The sequence below is a fragment of the Pseudomonas sp. SA195 genome (assembly GCF_054131565.1).
In genome coordinates, this window is record NZ_CP096392.1 from 3,328,485 (window position 1) to 3,346,856 (window position 18,372).

Sequence of the window (18,372 nt, forward strand, 5' to 3'; positions counted from 1 at the left end):
GGCGGCAGGCTCCAGCGGAAGCGGAAGGCGCCGGCTAATCGCTGGCACCGGCCAGTTTAGCCATTCTTGGGGCTGCTTTTGGCCTTGTTGCGTTTGGCGGGCTTGTCCGATTCCACTTCGTCGCCCGCTTCGCCGCGTAGCGTAATCCAGGTCGGCGCATGATCGCTGGCATGTTCCTGGTCACGCACCCAGCGATCCACGCCGGCATCGACCAGCCGCGGCGCCAGGTCAGCACTCAGTAGCAGGTGATCGATACGCAGCCCCGAGTTCTTCTGCCAGTGCTGGCGAAAATAATCCCAGAAGGTGTAGATGCGCTCGTCCGGGTACTTGGCACGAAGCGCATCGGTCCAACCCTGGGCCAGAAGACGTTCGAAACATTCGCGGCTTTCGGGCTGCAGCAAGGCGTCCTTGCGCCACGATTTCGGGTTGTAGATGTCCTCGTCCGTGGGCACCACGTTGTAATCCCCAGCCAGTACCACCGGATGGCCGTTAGCGAACAACCCGGCCGCATGCTCGATGAAACGCTCGAACCAGGCCAGCTTGTAATCGAACTTCGGCCCCGGCTGCGGGTTGCCGTTGGGCAAATAGAGGCAGGCCACGATCACACCGTGGGCCGCGGCTTCCAGGTAGCGGCTCTGGGTCTCGTCCGGGTCGTCCGGCAGGCCACGGCGAATCTCCAGCGGGTCGTCGCCCTTGGCCAGAATCGCCACCCCATTCCAGGACTTCTGCCCCTGCCAGATGGCGCCATAGCCAGCGGCACGGATGTCATCGATGGGAAAGTCGGCATCCTGCGCCTTCAACTCCTGCAGGCAGACCACATCGGGCTGCTCGCGCTCCAGCCACTCAAGCAGATTGGCCCGTCGTGCGCGGATGCCGTTGATGTTGTAGGTGGCGATTTTCAGACGATTCACAAGCACCTCTCCGCTCAGCGGGTGAAATCACCTTAGCTGTGACCGCAGGGGGCGGCATCCGTCCTGTTAGCCTGGTGTGACGGGCAAAAGCAGGGTGAAGACGGTCGCCTGCGCGGTACTGCTGACCTCCACCTCGCCGCCATGCAACTGCATGATCGAGCGCACAATGGCCAGCCCCAGCCCACCGGAATCACCCGGTTGGGCACGAGACGGGTCGCAACGGTAGAAGCGATCGAACAGTTGCGGCAGATCCTCGGCGTCGATCGGCGGGCCCTGGTTGATCACACTGACGCGGCGCCAGTTGCCCTGCGCATCGCTGACAATGCGCACCGGGCTGTCGCCCGCGCCGTAACGCAACGCATTGGCCACGAGGTTGGCCAATGCGCGGCGGATCAGTTGCGAATCGGCGAACAGCTCGCCCTCGGTCTCGTCGACCAGGCGGATGCCGCGCTCTTCGGCGACACCCTCGAAGTACTCACACAGCTGCTCGACCAGTTCCGGCAACGAAAAAGCCTGCCGCGTGATGGCCGTTGCCGGCTGCTCGGCACGGGCGAGAAACAGCATGCTGTCGATCATCCGCGCCAGGCGCTCGTACTCCTCCTCGTTGGACGCCAGCAGCGCCTGATAGTCGTCGACTGAACGTGCACGGTGCAGCAGCTGCTGGGTCTGGCCCATGAGGTTGCCCAGCGGCGTGCGCATCTCATGGGCAAGGTCCTCGCTGAAGCGCGACAGGCGGACAAAGCCCTGTTCCAGCCGGGCCAACATCTGGTTCAGTGCCGCACGCAGCGGTTCGAGTTCGCTCGGTACGGTTGAATCGTCCAGACGCAGGTGCAGGTGCCGCACGTCGATGGCCAGCGCCTGGCGCGTCAACTCGCGCACCGGGCGCAGCGCGCGCCGGCTGATCAACCAGCCAAGCAGGGACGCCAACAACGCGCCGAGACTCAACGCCCACCACAGCTTGACGCGATAGGCAGTCAGCATTTGCTCGCGCTCGCTCAGCAGACGCCCGGCCACGAGCGTCAGCCCCGCATCGCCCGGCAAGCGCCGCCAGGCCAGGCGCGCTTCGCCGACATTGCGCAACGTCATCGAGTCGGCGGCAGGCAGCGTTGGAATCGCCAGGTGGATCGGGTTGATTTCGATCAGCGGCCGGCCTTCGGCATCCAGCAGCCAGAGCAGGCTGTCGCGGTTGCCGAGCATGTTCTCGTAGAGCTGCGGCCGCTGACGCAGGGCGTCGATGCTGGCGCTGTCGTCCAGCAGCGCCTGCATGCGCTCAAGCCGCCCGAGCAGCGCCTGGTCGTCACGCCAGCTGATCTCGCGTTCCAGCGAGCGATACAGGAACAGCCCGATGGTGCCGAGCAGCACCACGGCGACCAGCGCGAAGGCCAGCGCCAGGCGCAGGCTTAGCGAGCGGGGCAGCAGGCTCATGGTGAGGCATCCAGCACGTAACCCATGCCGCGCACGGTGTGGATGAGCTTGAGCGGATACGGATCGTCGACCTTGGCGCGCAGGCGGCGGATCGCCACGTCGACAACATTCGTGTCGCTGTCGAAATTCATATGCCAGACCTGCGAGGCGATCTGCGCACGCGAGAGCACCTCACCCTGGCGGCTCAGCAACAGGTGCAGCAGGGCGAACTCCTTGTTGGTCAGGGTAATGCGTTCACCCTGACGAGTGACGCGGCGGCGCAGCAGATCCAGCTCCAGGCCGGCGACGTGGAAGTGCTCGATCTCCCGCGGCGGACCGCGGCGCAGCAAGGTGCGCACCCGCGCCAGCAACTCGGCATAGGAGAAAGGCTTGACCAGATAGTCATCGGCGCCCAATTCCAACCCGCGCACACGGTCCTCCACTGCATCGCGTGCGGTGAGGAAGAGCACCGGTGTATGCGCCGAGCGCTGGCGCACCACGTGCACCAACTGCCAGCCATCGAGCCCCGGCAGCATGACGTCGAGGATCACCAGGTCGAAGGGTTCTTCCTCGATCAGGTATTTGCCATCGATCCCGTTGCGCGCGACCTCCACGCGATAGCCGGATTCCTCCAGCCCTCGCTTGAGGTAGTCGGCCGTTTTTGCCTCGTCTTCCACCACCAGGATTCGCATGGGTTCGCCTCTTCGTATGCGCCTAGGTTAGGGAGTCGATGAGCAGGCAGCCATTACAAAAACGTAATGCGCAGGCAACGGTTCTGACGGTCGCTGGGCGGCAGCATGCGCCTCGAAACCAAGCCACCAGAGGAACCGATATGCGCATCGTAGCCACACTCTCATTGCTGACGCTGGCCCTCGGCGCCAGCGCCGCCACACCGGAACCGCTCACCCAGCAAAACGTTTCGCTGGCACTGGCCGAAGGTCTTATCCAGCAGACACTGGATACCTGTCATGCCCAGAACCGCACCGCGGCGGTTGCCGTGGTCGATCGCGGCGGCAACCTGGTCGCGCTACGCCGTGACGACAATGTCGGCCCGCACAACACCCTTGCGGCCCAGCGCAAGGCCTATACCGCGCTGTCGAGTAAAACCCCAACTCGCCTGTTCGCCGAACGCGCCGCCAATACGCCGGACGCCGCCAATCTCAACACCCTCGATGAACTGCTGCTGCTCGGCGGCGGCGTACCGCTGAAGGTCGGCGACGAAGTGATCGGCGCCATCGGCGTGGCGGGTGCCGGCGGCGCCAAGAACGACGAGGCTTGCGCCCTCGCTGCCATTGAAAAGCTGTTGCCCTCCTCCCACTGAAGAAAAAGGAAAACATCATGAAAACGCTGAAATCCATCGCTGCAGGTCTTCTGCTGAGCGGCCTCTCGGGCCTGACCCTCGCCGCTGGCAACCCGCTTAGCGTGCACGTACTCAACCTGGAAAGTGGCCTGCCTTCACCGGGTGTGCACGTCACACTGGAACAGCAGCAAGGCAATAGCTGGACGGCGCTCAACAGCGGCGATACCAACGAGCAAGGCCGGATCGGCGCGCTCTACCCGGAAGGCAAGGCGCTGGAAAAAGGCACTTACCGCGTCACCTTCATGACGGGCGACTGGTTCGCCAAACACAAGGCCAGCACCTTTTTTCCTGAAGTTCCGGTGATCTTCGAAGCCGACGGCAGCGTCGAGCACTATCACATCCCACTGCTGCTCAGCCCCTACGGCTTCTCAACCTACCGTGGCAACTGAATGCCTCAGCGCACCTCCCAATACCCCGGTGCGTTGTAGATGCCCTTTAGGTAGTCGATGAAGAAACGCACCTTGGCCGGTAGATAGCGCTGCTGCGGGTAGACGGCCTGGATGTCGTAGGCCGGCAACGCATATTGGTCCAGCACCGTGACCAACTCCCCGCGCTTGAGCTCGGCCTGGATCTCCCAGGTCGAGCGCCAGCCGATGCCCAGGCCCTGCTTGACCCAGTCGAACAAGAGTTCGCCATCGTTGCAGTCCAGATTACCGGCCACGCGGATCGCCACCTGTTTGCCGTCGCGCAGGAAGGTCCAGCCACGCTGCTGGCCGCCCTGCAGGTTGAAGGCCAGGCAGTTGTGCCGCGTGAGGTCTTCGAGGGTGAGCGGTACGCCCTGCCGCTCGAAGTAATCCGGCGCGCCGCACACCACTCGACGGTTGGGGAACAGCTTGATGGCCACGTAATTGGGGTCGGTCACCTCGCCGATGCGGATGCCCATGTCGTAGCCGTGGCGCACCAGGTCCACCACGCTATCGGTGAAGTTGAACGACAGTTGCAGGTCCGGGAAGCGCGCCTGAAACGCCGGCGCGTGCGGGCCGATATGTTTGCGACCGAATGCTGCCGGCGCCGAGACGACCAGATGGCCGCGGACCGAAGTGCCATGGTGGCTGATGCTCGCATCGGCTTCCTCGAAATCCTTGAGCAGCCCGCGAGCTCTCTCCAGGTACTGCTCGCCCAGATCCGTCAGCGCCAGCCCGCGCGTGGAGCGGTGCATCAGCTTGACGCCCAGGTGCCGCTCCAGCGCGTCGAGCCGCCGGCCCATGACGACGGGCGTGACACCTTCCTTCAACGCAGCGGCGGCAAAGCTGCCGTGCTCGGCGACCAGTACGAAGCTATGGAGGGTCGTATAACGATCCATTCGATACTCCTGATATCGACAGAACTGAAGTCTCGGCCAATTCCTTCGTTCCGGCCAGCCCTTCATGCTTGGGCCACGTATAAAAACTATCGAATAGGAGCCATCACGACGCGCAGCCGATCGTGCACAGGCTCCAAGCCAGGAGGAACGACCATGGCCCGCATGAGAGCAATCGACGCCGCCGTCGCGGTATTGCGCAAGGAAGGCATCGACACCGCCTTCGGCATCCCCGGTGCCGCGATCAACCCGCTGTACTCCGCCCTGCGCGCCGATGGCAGCATCCGTCACATCCTGGCTCGCCATGTCGAAGGCGCTTCGCACATGGCTGAGGGTTACACCCGCACCAAAGCCGGCAACATCGGCGTGTGCATCGGCACCTCGGGCCCGGCCGGTACCGACATGATCACCGGTCTGTATTCGGCCTGGGCCGACTCCATCCCGATTCTCTGCATCACCGGTCAGGCGCCGCGGGCCCGCTTGTACAAGGAAGACTTCCAGGCGGTGGACATCGAATCCATCGCCAAGCCGGTCACCAAGTGGGCGGTAACCGTGCGTGAACCGGCACTGGTGCCGCGCGTATTCCAGCAGGCCTTCCACGTCATGCGCTCGGGTCGCCCTGGCCCAGTGCTGATCGACCTGCCGTTCGATGTGCAGATGGCCGAGATCGAGTTCGACGTCGAGACCTACGAGCCGCTCCAGGTCTACAAGCCGGCCGCCACTCGCAAGCAGATCGAGAAAGCCATCGACATGCTCTGCGCGGCCGAGCGCCCGCTGATCGTCGCCGGTGGTGGTATCTACAACGCCGGTGCCGAAGCTTTGCTGGTGGAATTCGCCGAAACCGTTGGCGTGCCGGTAATCCCGACCTTGATGGGCTGGGGCTCGATCCCTGACGACCATCCGCTGATGGCCGGCATGTGCGGGCTGCAGACCAGCCACCGCTACGGCAACGCCAACATGCTGGCTTCGGACTTCGTGCTCGGCATCGGCAACCGCTGGGCCAACCGCCACACCGGTTCGGTCGACGTCTACACCAAGGACCGCAAATTCGTGCACGTGGACATCGAGCCGACCCAGATTGGCCGGGTGTTCTCGCCGGACTTTGGCATCACTTCCGATGCCGGCTCCGCGCTGAAACTGTTCGTCGAGGTGGCCAGGGAGCGCAAGGCCGCGGGCAAGCTGCCGGATCGCAACGCCTGGGCCGCCGATTGCCAGGAGCGCAAGCGGACGATGCTGCGCAAGACGCACTTCGACTCGGTGCCGATGAAGCCGCAGCGCGTGTACCAGTGCATGAACAACGCGTTCGGCCGGGACGCCTGCTACGTCAGCACCATCGGCCTGTCGCAGATCGCCGCCGCGCAATTCCTGCACGTCTACAAGCCGCGCCACTGGATCAACTGCGGCCAGGCCGGCCCGCTCGGCTGGACCATCCCGGCGGCGCTCGGCGTGGTCGCGGCGGACCCGACCCGCAAGGTGGTGGCGCTCTCGGGCGACTACGACTTCCAGTTCATGATCGAGGAACTGGCCGTGGGCGCGCAGTTCAAGCTGCCCTACCTGCACATCCTGGTGAACAACGCCTACCTCGGCCTGATCCGCCAGGCGCAGCGCGGTTTCGAGATGGATTACTGCGTGCAGCTGGGCTTCGAGAACATCAATGCCGACCAGAGCGGCATGGAAGGCTACGGCGTCGATCACGTCGCGGTGGTCGAGGGCCTCGGCTGCAAGGCGATCCGCGTGTTCAAGCAGGAAGACCTGCGCCCGGCCATCGAACAGGCCCAGGCCTGGATGGCCGAGCACCAGGTGCCGGTGGTGATCGAGGTGATCCTCGAGCGGGTCACCAACATCGCCATGGGCACCGAGATCGATGCCATCAACGAGTTCGAGCCGCTGGCCGAAAGCCGGGAAGACGCTCCGACCGCGGTTGGATTGCTGGACTGAACCACCCACGCGTGGAAGACGCTTCGCGGTCTTCCACCCTACGGGCAGGAGCACTTCGGACCCGTAGGGTGGATATCGCGAAGCATATCCACCAAATGCAACACCGCTGAAACCGAAGGGTGGATATCGCGCAGAACATCCACCGAACTGATCCGTACAGATCACAAGGAGTTACCCATGCCCCGCTTTGCCGCCAACCTGTCCATGCTGTTTACCGAGCTGGACTTCATGGACCGCTTCGCCGCTGCCGCCGAGGCCGGCTTTTCCGGTGTCGAGTACCTGTTCCCCTATGACTACCCGGCCGAGGAGATCAAGGCGCGCCTGGATGCCAACGGGCTGACCCAGGTGTTGTTCAACCTGCCAGCCGGTGATTGGGCGAATGGGGACCGTGGCATCGCCTGCGATCCCGAGCGCATCGAGGAATTCCGTGCCGGCGTGGACCGCGCCATCGCCTACGCCAAGGTGCTGGGCAACACCCAGGTCAACTGCCTGGCCGGCATCGCCCCGAAGGGCGCCGATCTCGGCAAGCTGGAGATGACCTTCATCGAAAACCTGCGCTACGCCGCGCAGAAGCTGGAAGCCGAGGGTATCCGCCTGGTCATGGAAATGATCAACACCCGCGACATCCCGCGCTTCTTCCTCAACAACACCTCCCAGGCGCAGGAGATTCGCGGCAAGGTCGGCCACGCCAACCTGTTCCTGCAGTACGACATCTACCACATGCAGATCATGGAGGGAGACCTGGCGCGCACCATCGAGAACAACCTGGCGGCGATCAACCACGTGCAGCTGGCCGACAACCCCGGGCGTAACGAGCCGGGCACCGGCGAGATCAACTACCACTTCCTGTTCGAGCATCTGGACCGCATCGGCTACCAGGGCTGGATCGGCTGCGAATACAAGCCGGCCACCACCACCGAAGCTGGCCTCGGCTGGCTGAAGAGCCACAACGCCATCTGACCGCTTGCGCTCACGCCGCAACGCAGGCCGAGCAGCGGCCTGCCCCACAGAATCGAGGAGAACACACATGGCTAAGATCGGATTCATCGGCACCGGCATCATGGGCCTGCCCATGGCTCAGAACCTTCAGAAAGCCGGGCACAGCATCTTCCTGTCCGAACACCACGACGCGGCTCCGGCCGCGCTGGTCGAGGCGGGCGCCGTCGCCCTGGCGAACCCGAAGGAAGTCGCCCAGGAAGCCGAATTCATCATCATCATGGTGCCGGACACCCCGCAGGTCGAAGACGTGCTGTTCCGCGAGAACGGCATCGCCGAGGGCGTCGGCCCGAACAAGCTGGTGATCGACATGAGCTCGATCTCGCCCAGCGCCACCAAGGGCTTCGCCGAGAAGATAGATGCCACCGGTGCCCGCTACCTCGACGCGCCGGTTTCCGGTGGCGAAGTCGGCGCCAAGGCTGCGACGCTGTCGATCATGGTCGGCGGTAGCGAAGAGAGCTTCGCCCGCGCCCTGCCGCTCTTCCAGGCCATGGGCAAGAACATCACCCTGGTCGGCGAGAACGGCGCCGGGCAGACGGCCAAGGTCGCCAACCAGATCATCGTGGCGCTGAACATCCAGGCGGTCGCTGAAGCGTTGCTGTTCGCCGCGAAGAACGGCGCCGACCCGGCCCGTGTTCGCGAAGCGCTGATGGGCGGCTTCGCCGGCTCGAAGATCCTCGAGGTCCACGGCGAGCGCATGATCAAGGGCACCTTCGATCCGGGCTTCCGCATTGCCCTGCACCAGAAGGACCTCAACCTCGCCCTGGCCGGTGCCCGCGAGCTGGGCCTGAACCTGCCCAACACCGCCAACGCCCAGCAGGTGTTCAGCACCTGCGCGGCGATCGGCGGCAGCGGCTGGGACCACTCGGCGCTGATCAAGGGTCTGGAACACATGGCTAATTTCTCGATCCGCAAGGACTGAGGCAGGCCGTCAGCCTTCGAGCACGCTGCGTCGAGCCAAGCGCCCCACCTTCAGGGACAGACAGACCAGGTGGTGGGAACCGTAAGGCTCGCTCAGCGACGCTCAAAGGGTTGGATTGAAGTTGCTTGGAGACGAAATCACAGCGTCCCCCACGAGCTCGGCCCCACGCCTCTGCGATCCAACCGCTGCCCTCGGGCGGCACCCCTTTCGACCTGCCTAGCACGAGGAGTCACGGCCTGACTGCCGGGTGGGTCGATTCCAGACCTTAGCGCTTGCATTGCCGAGCGCTAAGGTCTGGAATCGGGCACCTGACCTAACAGATGGAGTCGTACATGAACCTCGATCCGCAAGCTTTTCTGCGCGACCTGTTCGCTGCCGCCATTGATGCCGCCCATCCACGCCAGGTCCTGGCTGATCACCTACCGGCGGATCGCAGCGGCCGGGCGATCGTCATTGGCGCAGGCAAAGCAGCAGCGGCCATGGCCGAAGCCATCGAAGCGGTATGGGAAGGCGAGCTGTCCGGCCTGGTGGTGACGCGCTACGGCCATGGCGCCGATTGCCGCAAGATCGAAGTCGTCGAGGCAGCCCATCCGGTGCCGGACGATGCCGGCGAGCGCGTCGCCCGCCGCGTGCTGGAGATGGTCAGCAACCTCGAGGAAAGCGACCGGGTGATTTTCCTGCTGTCCGGTGGCGGCTCGTCCTTGCTGGCGCTGCCGGCCGAGGGCATCAGCCTGGCCGACAAACAAGCGATCAACAAGGCGCTGCTGCGTTCCGGCGCCCACATCGGCGAGATGAACTGCGTGCGCAAGCACCTCTCGGCGATCAAGGGCGGGCGGCTGGCCAAGGCCTGCTGGCCAGCCAGCGTCTACACCTACGCAATTTCCGACGTACCCGGTGACGAGGCCACGGTGATCGCCTCGGGGCCGACCGTGGCCGACCCGACCACCTCGGCCGAAGCGCTGGCGATCCTGGCGCGCTACAACATCGAGATTCCCGCGAACGTGCGTGCCTGGCTGGAAGATCCGCGTTCGGAAACCGTCAAGCCGAACGATCCGTGCCTGTCGCGCAGCCATTTCCAGCTGATCGCCAAGCCCCAGCAATCCCTCGACGCCGCGGCACAGAAGGCTCGCGACGCCGGCATCACGCCGTTGATCCTCGGTGACCTGGAAGGCGAATCACGGGAAGTGGCCAAGGTGCACGGCGGCATCGCTCGCCAGGTGGTCCTGCACGGCCAGCCGATCGCCGCGCCCTGCGTGATCCTCTCCGGCGGTGAAACCACCGTGACGGTACGCGGCAAGGGCCGCGGCGGTCGCAATGCCGAGTTCCTCCTCAGCCTCACGGAAAACCTGCAAGGCCTGCCCAATGTGTACGCGCTGGCCGGCGACACCGATGGCATCGACGGCTCGGAAGACAATGCCGGCGCGCTGATGACGCCCGACAGTTTCGCCCGCGCTGAAGCCCTGGGCCTGAGCGCCGCGGACGAGTTGGCGAATAACAATGGCTACGGCTATTTCCAGGCCCTCGACGCCCTCCTGATGACCGGCCCGACACGCACCAACGTCAACGATTTCCGCGCCATCCTGATTCTGCCGCCATCCCGCTAGCGGCTGGCAACGCTCATAACCATAACTGCCAATAGAGCCCGCCATGACACCTGATAAGAAGGTCAAGATCCTCGCTACCCTGGGCCCCGCCACCCGCAGCATCGACGATGTACGTGAGCTGGTTGAGGCCGGGGTGAACCTGTTCCGCCTCAATTTCAGCCATGGCGAGCACGCCGACCATGCCCAGCGCTTCGGCTGGATTCGCGAGGTGGAGCGCCAGTTGAATCAGCCCATCGGCATCCTCATGGATCTTCAGGGGCCGAAGCTGCGTGTTGGGCGTTTCGCCGAGGGCAAGGTCAACCTCATGCGCGGCCAGACCCTGCGCCTGGACCTCGACCCGACACCGGGCGACAGCACGCGGGTCAACCTGCCGCATCCGGAAATCATCGATGCGCTGCAGCCGGGCATGAGCCTGCTGGTGGACGATGGCCGGCTGCGCCTGACGGTCATCTCGAAGCATGCCGACGCCATTGAAACCCGCGTGGTGGCCGGTGGCGAGCTGTCCGACCGCAAGGGCGTCAACGTGCCCGAAGCGGTGCTGGAGCTGAGCCCGCTGACTGAAAAGGATCGCCGCGACCTGGCCTTTGGCCTCGAACTGGGCGTCGACTGGGTGGCGCTGTCGTTCGTGCAACGCCCACAGGACATTCACGAAGCCCGCGAGCTGATCGGCGACCGCGCCTTTCTCATGGCCAAGATCGAAAAACCCTCGGCAGTGCAGCACCTGCGCGAGATTGCCCGGCTTTGCGACGCCATCATGGTGGCGCGCGGCGACCTGGGCGTCGAAGTGCCGGCCGAAAACGTGCCGCGTATCCAACGCAACATCGTCCGCACCTGCCGCCAATTGGGCCGGCCGGTGGTAGTCGCCACCCAGATGCTCGAATCGATGCGCTTCTCCCCTGCCCCGACCCGCGCCGAGGTCACCGACGTGGCCAACGCGGTGGCCGAAGGCGCCGACGCGGTGATGCTGTCGGCGGAAACCGCCTCGGGCGACTACCCGCTGGAAGCCGTGGGCATGATGAGCAAGATCATTCGACAGGTCGAAAGCGGGCCGGACTTCCAGGCTCAGCTCGACGTCAACCGACCGAACGCCGAAGCGACGTTGCCGGATGCCATCAGCTGCGCGATCCGGCGGATCAGCGGCATCCTGCCCATCGCGGTGCTGGTCAACTACACCGAGTCCGGACGCTCCAGCCTGCGCGCCTCACGCGAGCGACCAAGCGCACCGATCCTCAGCCTGACACCTAATCTTGCCACTGCGCGCAAGCTGACCGTCGCCTGGGGCGTGTATTCGGCAATCGACGCCCGCATGCACGACATGGAGCAGGTGTGCCTCAACGCACTGGAACGCGCCCGGATACAAGGCATGGCCGGCACTGGCGACACCGTTCTGATCACGGCGGGCGTGCCGCTGGGGCAATCCGGCACCACCAACTCGCTGCGGATCGAGACGCTGAACTAAACCCTGTCATCGAACCGCATCAGCCCATGACGCCCTTCCTGCCGCAGGCGCTGCTCAACGGTGTCAGCCAGATTCTGCTGCAATCGCATCCGGGCTGCGGCCTGCTGATTCTGCTCGCGATCGGCCTGCAGGATCTCACCCTGCTCGCGGGCGCCCTGCTCGGCCTGGGCGTCGGCACCGGGCTGGCGTTGCGCCTCGGCTATCCGCAGCAGGACATCGCGACTGGCCTGTATGGCTACAACCCAACGCTGCTCGGCCTGCTGGTCGCCCTGACGCTCGGCGCCACACCCGTCGCCGGCGGGCTCATCGTGCTGACCGCCGGGCTGTCCGTACCGCTGCAAGGGTGTCTGCTCGGTCGCCTGCGCGGCGGCGATGGGTTGGGAAGATGCGCTCATGGAGCGGTGGATGGTTCAGGCCGGGCGAGCATCGTCAGGCCACGACCCGGTCTGCCGGGCTATACACTGGCGTTCGTGTTGCTGGGCTGGCTGGCGCTGGGGTTGTGCGGATTGATGGATGAGGTGGTCGCGGCGCGGCTACCGGAACCGGCAGTGAGTGGCATGGGTGCGCTGGGCGGGATGCTGCAGGGGTTAGGGCAGATTTTGTTTCTGTCGGCGCCGGGCGCCGGGCTCTGCCTGCTCGTGGCCCTGCTCTGGGCGGATCGCAGCGCTGCGCTCTGGGCCTTGTGCGGCTCGGCGGTCGGCCTCTACGCGACGTTGCTCGTAGGCGGCTCTGACGCGCAAGCGTTGGCGGGGCTGGCCAGTTACAACCCGGCATTGGCCGCGTTGGCGCTGAGCCAGGTCAGCCGTTCAGCGGTGGCGCCTGCGCTGGGAATCCTGCTGGCGCTCCTGGGCAACGTGATGTTCGATCGACTCGGCCTACCGCCGCTGACCATGCCCTTCATCCTCGCCAGTTGGGCGGTGACGTTGGGCATGCGCTGGCACGACGGCCGCCCGCCGCGATGGGCAACCCGGGCGGCTTGAGCGGGAGGCCCGGTTAACCCCTGGTCGCACGCGGATCCTGGTCACGCGGATAGGTTCGCTCTTCCTCGATCTTGCCGTCGGCGGTGTGAATCTTCACCGAAGCGGTGCGCAACTTCATGTAATCGCGCGTCTCGGCAATGATGTCTTCTTTGGTTCCGGCCTCGATCAGGGCGCGCTTGTCGCCTTCCTCCCGCAGAACCCAACGATCGTCGTCGTGTGTGATGTGGTAATTCTCCATAGCGGCCTCCTCAGGCGTTCAAGTAGCTAGCCTTATAGAGCGCGCCGCGCGGCTACGGTTCGATCCTCCACCGATGGGACGGTACAGATCACCTTTCGCGGTCATAAAAACCCGGATTCAGAGGGTAAAACCGACCACTCCTCGCTTGCCGCCCTTGATTTCAGTCAATTCCAAGCTGGAACGATTGTTGAAACGGACCTGTACCCGCCCCGCGTCGCTGATGCGATGCAGAAGAGGCAGGCCCATCAATTATCGGAGTCATCCATGCTTTGCGCTGAACAACGTGCCCTGATCAAAGCCACCGTCCCGCTGCTGGAGACCGGCGGCGAAGCCCTGACCGATCACTTCTACAAACTGATGCTGGCCGAGCACCCGGAGGTGCGTCCGCTGTTCAACCAGGCCCACCAGGCCAGCGGCGACCAACCCCGCGCGCTGGCTAACGGTGTGCTGATGTATGCCAAACATATCGACCGCCTCGACCAGCTCGGCGGGCTGGTCTCGCAGGTGGTGAACAAACACGTCGCCCTGCAGGTGCAACCGGAACACTACCCAATCGTCGGCTCCTGCCTGCTACGTGCGATCCGCGAGGTACTAGGCGCGGACGTCGCCACCGACGAGGTTATTGATGCCTGGGCCGCTGCTTACGGCCAGCTCGCCAAAATCCTCATCGAAACCGAAGAGCAGATCTACAGCACCACGGCCGACGCGCCCGGTGGCTGGCGAGGCGCCCGTCGCTTTCGGATCGCACGCAAGGCGGTAGAGAGCAGCGAAATCACCTCGTTCTATCTCGAGCCGGAAGATGGCGAACCGGTCGTCAGCCACCAGCCGGGGCAATACATCGGCCTGCGGCTTTGGGTCGATGGTCGGGAGCAGCGGCGCAACTATTCGCTGTCTGCGGTGGCCAACGGGCGCGATTACCGCATCAGCGTGAAACGGGAGCCGGGCGGTGTGGTTTCCAATGCGCTGCACAATATGGCCGAGGGCGAGTCGCTCGACCTCTTTGCCCCAGCCGGTGAATTCACGCTGCAACCGGGCGGCAAGCCGCTAGTGCTGATCAGCGGTGGCGTAGGCATCACGCCGACCCTGGCGATGCTGGAAGCCGCCCTGCAGACCGAGCGCCCGATTCACTTCATCCACTGCGCGCGAAACGCGGACGCGCACGCCTTCCGCGAGACCATCGACGCGCTGGCCGAGCGCCACGACCAGTTGCACCGCTTCTATAGCTATGACGAACACGCGGGCGGCGCCAACCCACCGGACGCCGTCGGCCTGATGACCGAGGAGAGGCTGGCCCGCTGGCTTCCCGCCGACCGCGACCTGGATGCCTACTTCCTTGGCCCACGCCCGTTCATGGCTGCGATCCGCCGGCAGCTACGCGCGCTCGGCGTGCCGGATGCGCAGGCGCGGTACGAGTTCTTCGGCCCGGCAGCCGCACTGGAGTAACCCTGCGGGCCTGCACTCGCGGGCCCGCCCTCCCGCCAACCCAGCGAGGTGATTTCGCATGTTCACTCAACCGCTCGAACCTCTCCGCTTGCTGCTCTGTGCCAACCTGACGATGGCAGCCGGTATCGCCCTGCTGCTGCTTGGCGTCACGGGCGCCTACTTGATCGACCGACAGCTCCCCCTGATGCTGGTCGTCGCCAGCCACGCGCTTGTGATCCTCGGCCCGACGGCACTGAAGATCGGCTATGTGATGCGCCTCGCCGCGCAGCGGCAGATCAGCCTGCCGGCCTGATTGCTTATCTGCAGAGTGGAACGAAGAGTTGTACATAATTAACTTGCTGTATGGGTTTGCCGTTTCGCTGTAATTACACATTGCCATATACCGTTAATGCGGCCGTTTACCATTCGTCCGCCGTTCGCATTTCAATGGAAACTCCTACAGGCGTAGCCCTATCTGAAATCATGAAGGCTGAGAGAGTCGTCCAGCCCCGCAGAAGTCTGTATCCATTGAGGAGAAATGACATGGCGAATAAAAACCCTGGCAACTTTGCAAACGACCGCGAGAAAGCCTCTGAAGCAGGCAAGAAAGGCGGCCATAACAGCGGTGGCAACTTCGCTAACGACCGCGAAAAGGCGTCCGAAGCTGGCCGTAAGGGCGGCCAGAACAGCCACGGCGGCGGACGCAACAGCAATAGCTGAGTTACGTCGCGGGTAAAAAAGGCAAAGGCAAGTCCTTTGCCTTTTTTATTAGCCTTCCGTTTTACCACTTATAAAATCTAATCAACTTTTGTTTATACGACCTGCCTCTTGCCGCCGGTCGGATAATGTCCGACAGCGACACTTTTCCTTTTCTCTTAGCAACTAAAACTGACGCAGTTTTTTGCCGAGGGCCTCATCATGAACGACCGAAACGCTTCTACTGTTTCACCCAACCCGGGCGACCAGGCGCCGCCCGGAACGCCGGGAACCGGCGAAAACGTCTGCCCGGCCTGCCATGGAAGTGGCCGCATCGACTCACAGGCATGCCAAAACTGCGGCGGGACCGGTAAGGTAGTCGAAGGCATCGGCGGCGCCTGAAGCCTGCCACGGACCAGGAGCACCTCAATGAGTGTCAGCGCGTTTTCCGAGCGGATCATCCAGAGCTTGATGGATACCGATTACTACAAGCTGACCATGATGCAGGCGGTGCTGCACCACTACCCCAACGCTGAGGTGGAATGGGCGTTCCGCAGCCGCTCCGAAGAAGACCTGTCGCCCTACCTGAACGCCATCCGCGAGCAGCTGGAAGCGCTCGCGGAACTGCGGTTCGAACCGGCCGAGCTGGCCTTCCTCGAACGCATCCCCTATATGCAGCCGGACTTCATTCGCTTCCTTGGCCTGTTCCGCTTCGATCCGCGCTATGTGCGCGTCGAGCTCGAAGCCGGGGAGTTGGTCGTTTATCTACGCGGGCCCTGGCTGCACGTCATTCTGTTCGAGGTGCCGCTGCTGGCGATCATCAGCGAGGTACGCAACCGCGTGCGTTATCCGCACGTGACGCTGGATCAGGCCGAGACGCGACTGGAAGAAAAACTCGACTGGTTGCGCAGCGAGGCAACCGAAGCCGAGCTCGCCGGTTTCAACCTGGCCGACTTCGGCACCCGGCGGCGCTTTTCCTTTGCCGTGCAGGCGCGTGTCGTGGAGCGGTTGAAGACGGGCTTCCCGGGCAACTTCGTAGGCACCAGCAACGTCCATCTGGCCCGCACCCTGAACCTCAAGCCTATGGGCACCATGGCTCATGAATGGATCATGGCGCACCAGCAGCTCGGCCCTCGTCTGATCGACAGCCAGAGTGCCGCGCTTGATTGCTGGGCGCGTGAATACCGGGGCGCACTGGGCATCGCCATCACCGACTGCATCACCATGGACGCCTTCACGGCTGACTTCGATCTGTATCTGGCCAAGCTCTTCGACGGCCTGCGCCACGATTCGGGCGACCCCGTCGAATGGGCGGAAAAGGCCATTGCCCACTATCAGCGCCTGGGTATCGACCCGATGTCACGCCAGTTGGTGTTCTCCGACGGGCTCGATTTCCCCAAGGCACTGGGCATCTACCGCGCATTACTCGGGCGCAGCAATACCAGCTACGGCATCGGCACCCAGTTGACCTGCGATATCCCGGGTGTCGAGCCAACCAACATGGTTATCAAGATGACCAGTTGCAACGGCCAGCCGGTTGCGAAAATTTCCGACTCACCCGGCAAGACGATGTGCCGCGACGAAGCCTTCGTCGCCTACCTCAAGCACGTCTTTGGCGTGAATTGAGCTCAAGCGGACTGCACGAAGCGACTCTCTTCGCCCCCGGTGCACAGCTGATTGCGGCCGCTGGCCTTGGCCAGATACATACGCCGGTCGGCCAGTTCGATCAGTTCCGTCGGGGACTCGGCGAAATCGCGGCAACGCTCGGCCAGCCCAATGCTGGCGGTGAGCGGCGTACCGTCCGGACGCATACCCAAGCCGCGGCGCAGCATCCGGTCGAGCACCATTCGCGCCTGATCCATGTCGGTGTCCGGCATGATGATGACGAATTCTTCACCACCCCAGCGCAGCAGGCTGTCGGTGCTGCGCAGCGTCGCCAGCAGGCGTCGGCTGAAGTCGCTCAGCACCCCGTCGCCGGCCTCATGGCCGAACCCGTCATTGATCGCCTTGAAATGATCGAGGTCGAGGAAGGCCACGGCCAGGCCAGTGTCGTGCCGACGTGAGGTATCCCACTGCAACTGCAGGATTTCTTGCCCGCTACCCCGGGCGAACGTGCCGGTCAGCGGATCACGGATCGCCTGGCGCACCAATGCGATCATGAATGCCAGCTGGCTCAGGCTGGCCAACGCGGTGACGCCGGCAATCAGGATCAACAGCCAGAATGCACCGGCGAACGACGGCCAGTTAAGCGTCGCCCAGCTCAGGTAACCGGCCAGCGCGTGGGCCGCCAGCAGCACACCAGCGAGCACGACGTTCTCGAGGAGCGTCAATGGGAAAATGGCCAGGCCGGCCATCAACACGAAAGGCAAGAAGGCATATCCGGCTGCAACGACCGCCGACAGCTCCGTCAGCTGATACCCACCGAGTAACCGGTGCGACGCGATATAAAAAATCGTAGGGATGGCGAACAGGACCGCTACTGCTCGATAGGCGTCGAACAGGTTGCCACGCGGCCGGTAGAGCAGCAGCAGGCAGGCGAACGCGGCGCAAGCGAGCAGGCGGAAGGTAATCAGGCTCAACCACAGCGGATAGGGAAAAACCATCAGATCGAGCACGCCCCAAACCGGGGTTAGTACGGCAAAGAGAAAGGCGAACAACCGGACCCGGTTGACGATCAGCGTCGCGCGGCGCTGGGTCAGCAGCATGGAATGGCGATGGGGCAGCAGCAGCTTGATCAGCTCCTCGGCCCGCAACTCGCTTGGCAGCAGGATCGCCAGGCGGCGTTGCAGAAATTCGATCAGTGAAGGCATTGTCGTTATCACCTGAAAGCGCACTATGCGGCCAACCACGCCGATGAAATCGGCGAATACTATCACTTTGATATCGGCCGCCACGCCCTCGCACGCAGCGCCATCCGTCGGCCCGCCCAGCCCCAAGCGCGACCTACACGTTAGCGACCGCGCAGGTCGTTTCCTCAGTGTCTAGGCTCGATATTCATAGCCGTACAGATGCGCGCCGACAGACGGCGAGCTCACCCTTTGGAGCGATACGCCCATTGCTCAAATGCCGCTTAAGAGCGCTTACCACCGGGCAGCCGCGCCGCTAGCGTTGGGTGTCGGCGCGCAGACGTCCGGCCTGCAGA

The 18,372-nt window shown here is 63.9% G+C and carries 17 protein-coding genes and 1 pseudogene; 12 read left to right on the plus strand and 6 right to left on the minus strand.

What is annotated here, in order from left to right:
• Nucleotides 1-56 precede the first annotated feature (56 nt).
• The 3 genes from xth to M1D78_RS15465 form a co-directional block, all read right to left on the minus strand.
• A complete protein-coding gene (gene xth, locus M1D78_RS15455; protein WP_437420876.1) occupies nt 57-911 on the minus strand; it encodes an exodeoxyribonuclease III in 855 nt (284 codons plus the stop codon).
• Nucleotides 912-977: 66 nt separating this feature from the next.
• The gene (locus M1D78_RS15460; protein WP_437420877.1) at nt 978-2,336 is read right to left on the minus strand and encodes a heavy metal sensor histidine kinase; all 1,359 of its coding nucleotides are present in this window, start codon (nt 2,334-2,336) and stop codon (nt 978-980) included.
• Nucleotides 2,333-3,007 carry a heavy metal response regulator transcription factor gene (locus M1D78_RS15465; RefSeq protein ID WP_437420878.1) on the minus strand — a complete coding sequence of 225 codons (675 nt, stop codon included), beginning with the start codon at nt 3,005-3,007 and terminating at the stop codon, nt 2,333-2,335. Before M1D78_RS15465 ends, M1D78_RS15460 begins: the two co-directional genes overlap by 4 nt.
• A 140-nt stretch (nt 3,008-3,147) precedes the next feature.
• Here M1D78_RS15465 and M1D78_RS15470 point away from each other — a divergent pair, with 140 nt between their 5' ends.
• Both M1D78_RS15470 and uraH read left to right on the plus strand, forming a co-directional pair.
• Nucleotides 3,148-3,636, plus strand: a complete 489-nt coding sequence (locus tag M1D78_RS15470) for a GlcG/HbpS family heme-binding protein (RefSeq protein ID WP_437420879.1) — start codon at nt 3,148-3,150, stop codon at nt 3,634-3,636.
• Between the two features lie 17 nt (nt 3,637-3,653).
• Nucleotides 3,654-4,064, plus strand: coding sequence for a hydroxyisourate hydrolase (uraH, locus tag M1D78_RS15475; RefSeq protein ID WP_437420880.1), 411 nt, complete (start codon nt 3,654-3,656; stop codon nt 4,062-4,064).
• A 5-nt stretch (nt 4,065-4,069) separates the two neighbouring features.
• Here uraH and M1D78_RS15480 read toward each other — a convergent pair whose 3' ends face one another.
• Nucleotides 4,070-4,978, minus strand: a complete 909-nt coding sequence (locus M1D78_RS15480; protein ID WP_437420881.1) for a LysR family transcriptional regulator — start codon at nt 4,976-4,978, stop codon at nt 4,070-4,072.
• A gap of 153 nt (nt 4,979-5,131) precedes the next feature.
• On the opposite strand from M1D78_RS15480, the gene gcl reads away from it, so the two are divergent.
• The 6 genes from gcl (at nt 5,132) to M1D78_RS15510 (ending at nt 12,874) form a co-directional block, all read left to right on the plus strand.
• Nucleotides 5,132-6,913 (plus strand): glyoxylate carboligase, encoded by a 1,782-nt coding sequence (gene gcl / locus M1D78_RS15485; protein WP_437420882.1) that lies wholly within the window; start codon nt 5,132-5,134, stop codon nt 6,911-6,913.
• Between the two features lie 177 nt (nt 6,914-7,090).
• Nucleotides 7,091-7,873 (plus strand): hydroxypyruvate isomerase, encoded by a 783-nt coding sequence (hyi, locus tag M1D78_RS15490; protein WP_437420883.1) that lies wholly within the window; start codon nt 7,091-7,093, stop codon nt 7,871-7,873.
• 67 nt (nt 7,874-7,940) lie between these two features.
• Nucleotides 7,941-8,831, plus strand: a complete 891-nt coding sequence (locus M1D78_RS15495) for a 2-hydroxy-3-oxopropionate reductase (protein ID WP_457932996.1) — start codon at nt 7,941-7,943, stop codon at nt 8,829-8,831.
• Between the two features lie 332 nt (nt 8,832-9,163).
• On the plus strand, nt 9,164-10,435 hold the full coding sequence (locus tag M1D78_RS15500) for a glycerate kinase type-2 family protein (RefSeq protein WP_437420885.1): 1,272 nt from the start codon (nt 9,164-9,166) through the stop codon (nt 10,433-10,435).
• A 43-nt stretch (nt 10,436-10,478) separates the two neighbouring features.
• Nucleotides 10,479-11,894, plus strand: coding sequence for a pyruvate kinase (gene pyk / locus M1D78_RS15505; RefSeq protein ID WP_437420886.1), 1,416 nt, complete (start codon nt 10,479-10,481; stop codon nt 11,892-11,894).
• Between the two features lie 26 nt (nt 11,895-11,920).
• Entirely contained in the window at nt 11,921-12,874 is a 954-nt protein-coding gene (locus M1D78_RS15510; protein WP_437420887.1) for an urea transporter, read from the plus strand.
• Between the two features lie 13 nt (nt 12,875-12,887).
• Here M1D78_RS15510 and M1D78_RS15515 read toward each other — a convergent pair whose 3' ends face one another.
• Nucleotides 12,888-13,112 carry a DUF2188 domain-containing protein gene (locus tag M1D78_RS15515; RefSeq protein ID WP_437420888.1) on the minus strand — a complete coding sequence of 75 codons (225 nt, stop codon included), beginning with the start codon at nt 13,110-13,112 and terminating at the stop codon, nt 12,888-12,890.
• 264 nt (nt 13,113-13,376) lie between these two features.
• Here M1D78_RS15515 and hmpA point away from each other — a divergent pair, with 264 nt between their 5' ends.
• The 4 genes and pseudogenes from hmpA (at nt 13,377) to pncB (ending at nt 16,856) form a co-directional block, all read left to right on the plus strand.
• Nucleotides 13,377-14,555, plus strand: a complete 1,179-nt coding sequence (gene hmpA, locus M1D78_RS15520) for an NO-inducible flavohemoprotein (RefSeq protein ID WP_437420889.1) — start codon at nt 13,377-13,379, stop codon at nt 14,553-14,555.
• Between the two features lie 58 nt (nt 14,556-14,613).
• Complete coding sequence (locus tag M1D78_RS15525) at nt 14,614-14,847, plus strand: hypothetical protein (RefSeq protein ID WP_437420890.1); 234 nt, start codon at nt 14,614-14,616, stop codon at nt 14,845-14,847.
• A 248-nt stretch (nt 14,848-15,095) separates the two neighbouring features.
• Nucleotides 15,096-15,254, plus strand: a pseudogene (locus tag M1D78_RS15530) (general stress protein); the annotation flags it as partial.
• Nucleotides 15,255-15,659: 405 nt separating this feature from the next.
• Nucleotides 15,660-16,856, plus strand: coding sequence for a nicotinate phosphoribosyltransferase (pncB, locus tag M1D78_RS15535; RefSeq protein ID WP_437420891.1), 1,197 nt, complete (start codon nt 15,660-15,662; stop codon nt 16,854-16,856).
• A gap of 2 nt (nt 16,857-16,858) precedes the next feature.
• Here the strand turns inward: pncB and M1D78_RS15540 are convergent, their stop codons facing one another.
• Nucleotides 16,859-18,040: a GGDEF domain-containing protein gene (locus M1D78_RS15540; RefSeq protein ID WP_437420892.1), complete on the minus strand. Its 1,182-nt coding sequence runs from the start codon at nt 18,038-18,040 to the stop codon at nt 16,859-16,861.
• Nucleotides 18,041-18,372: the final 332 nt, after the last annotated feature.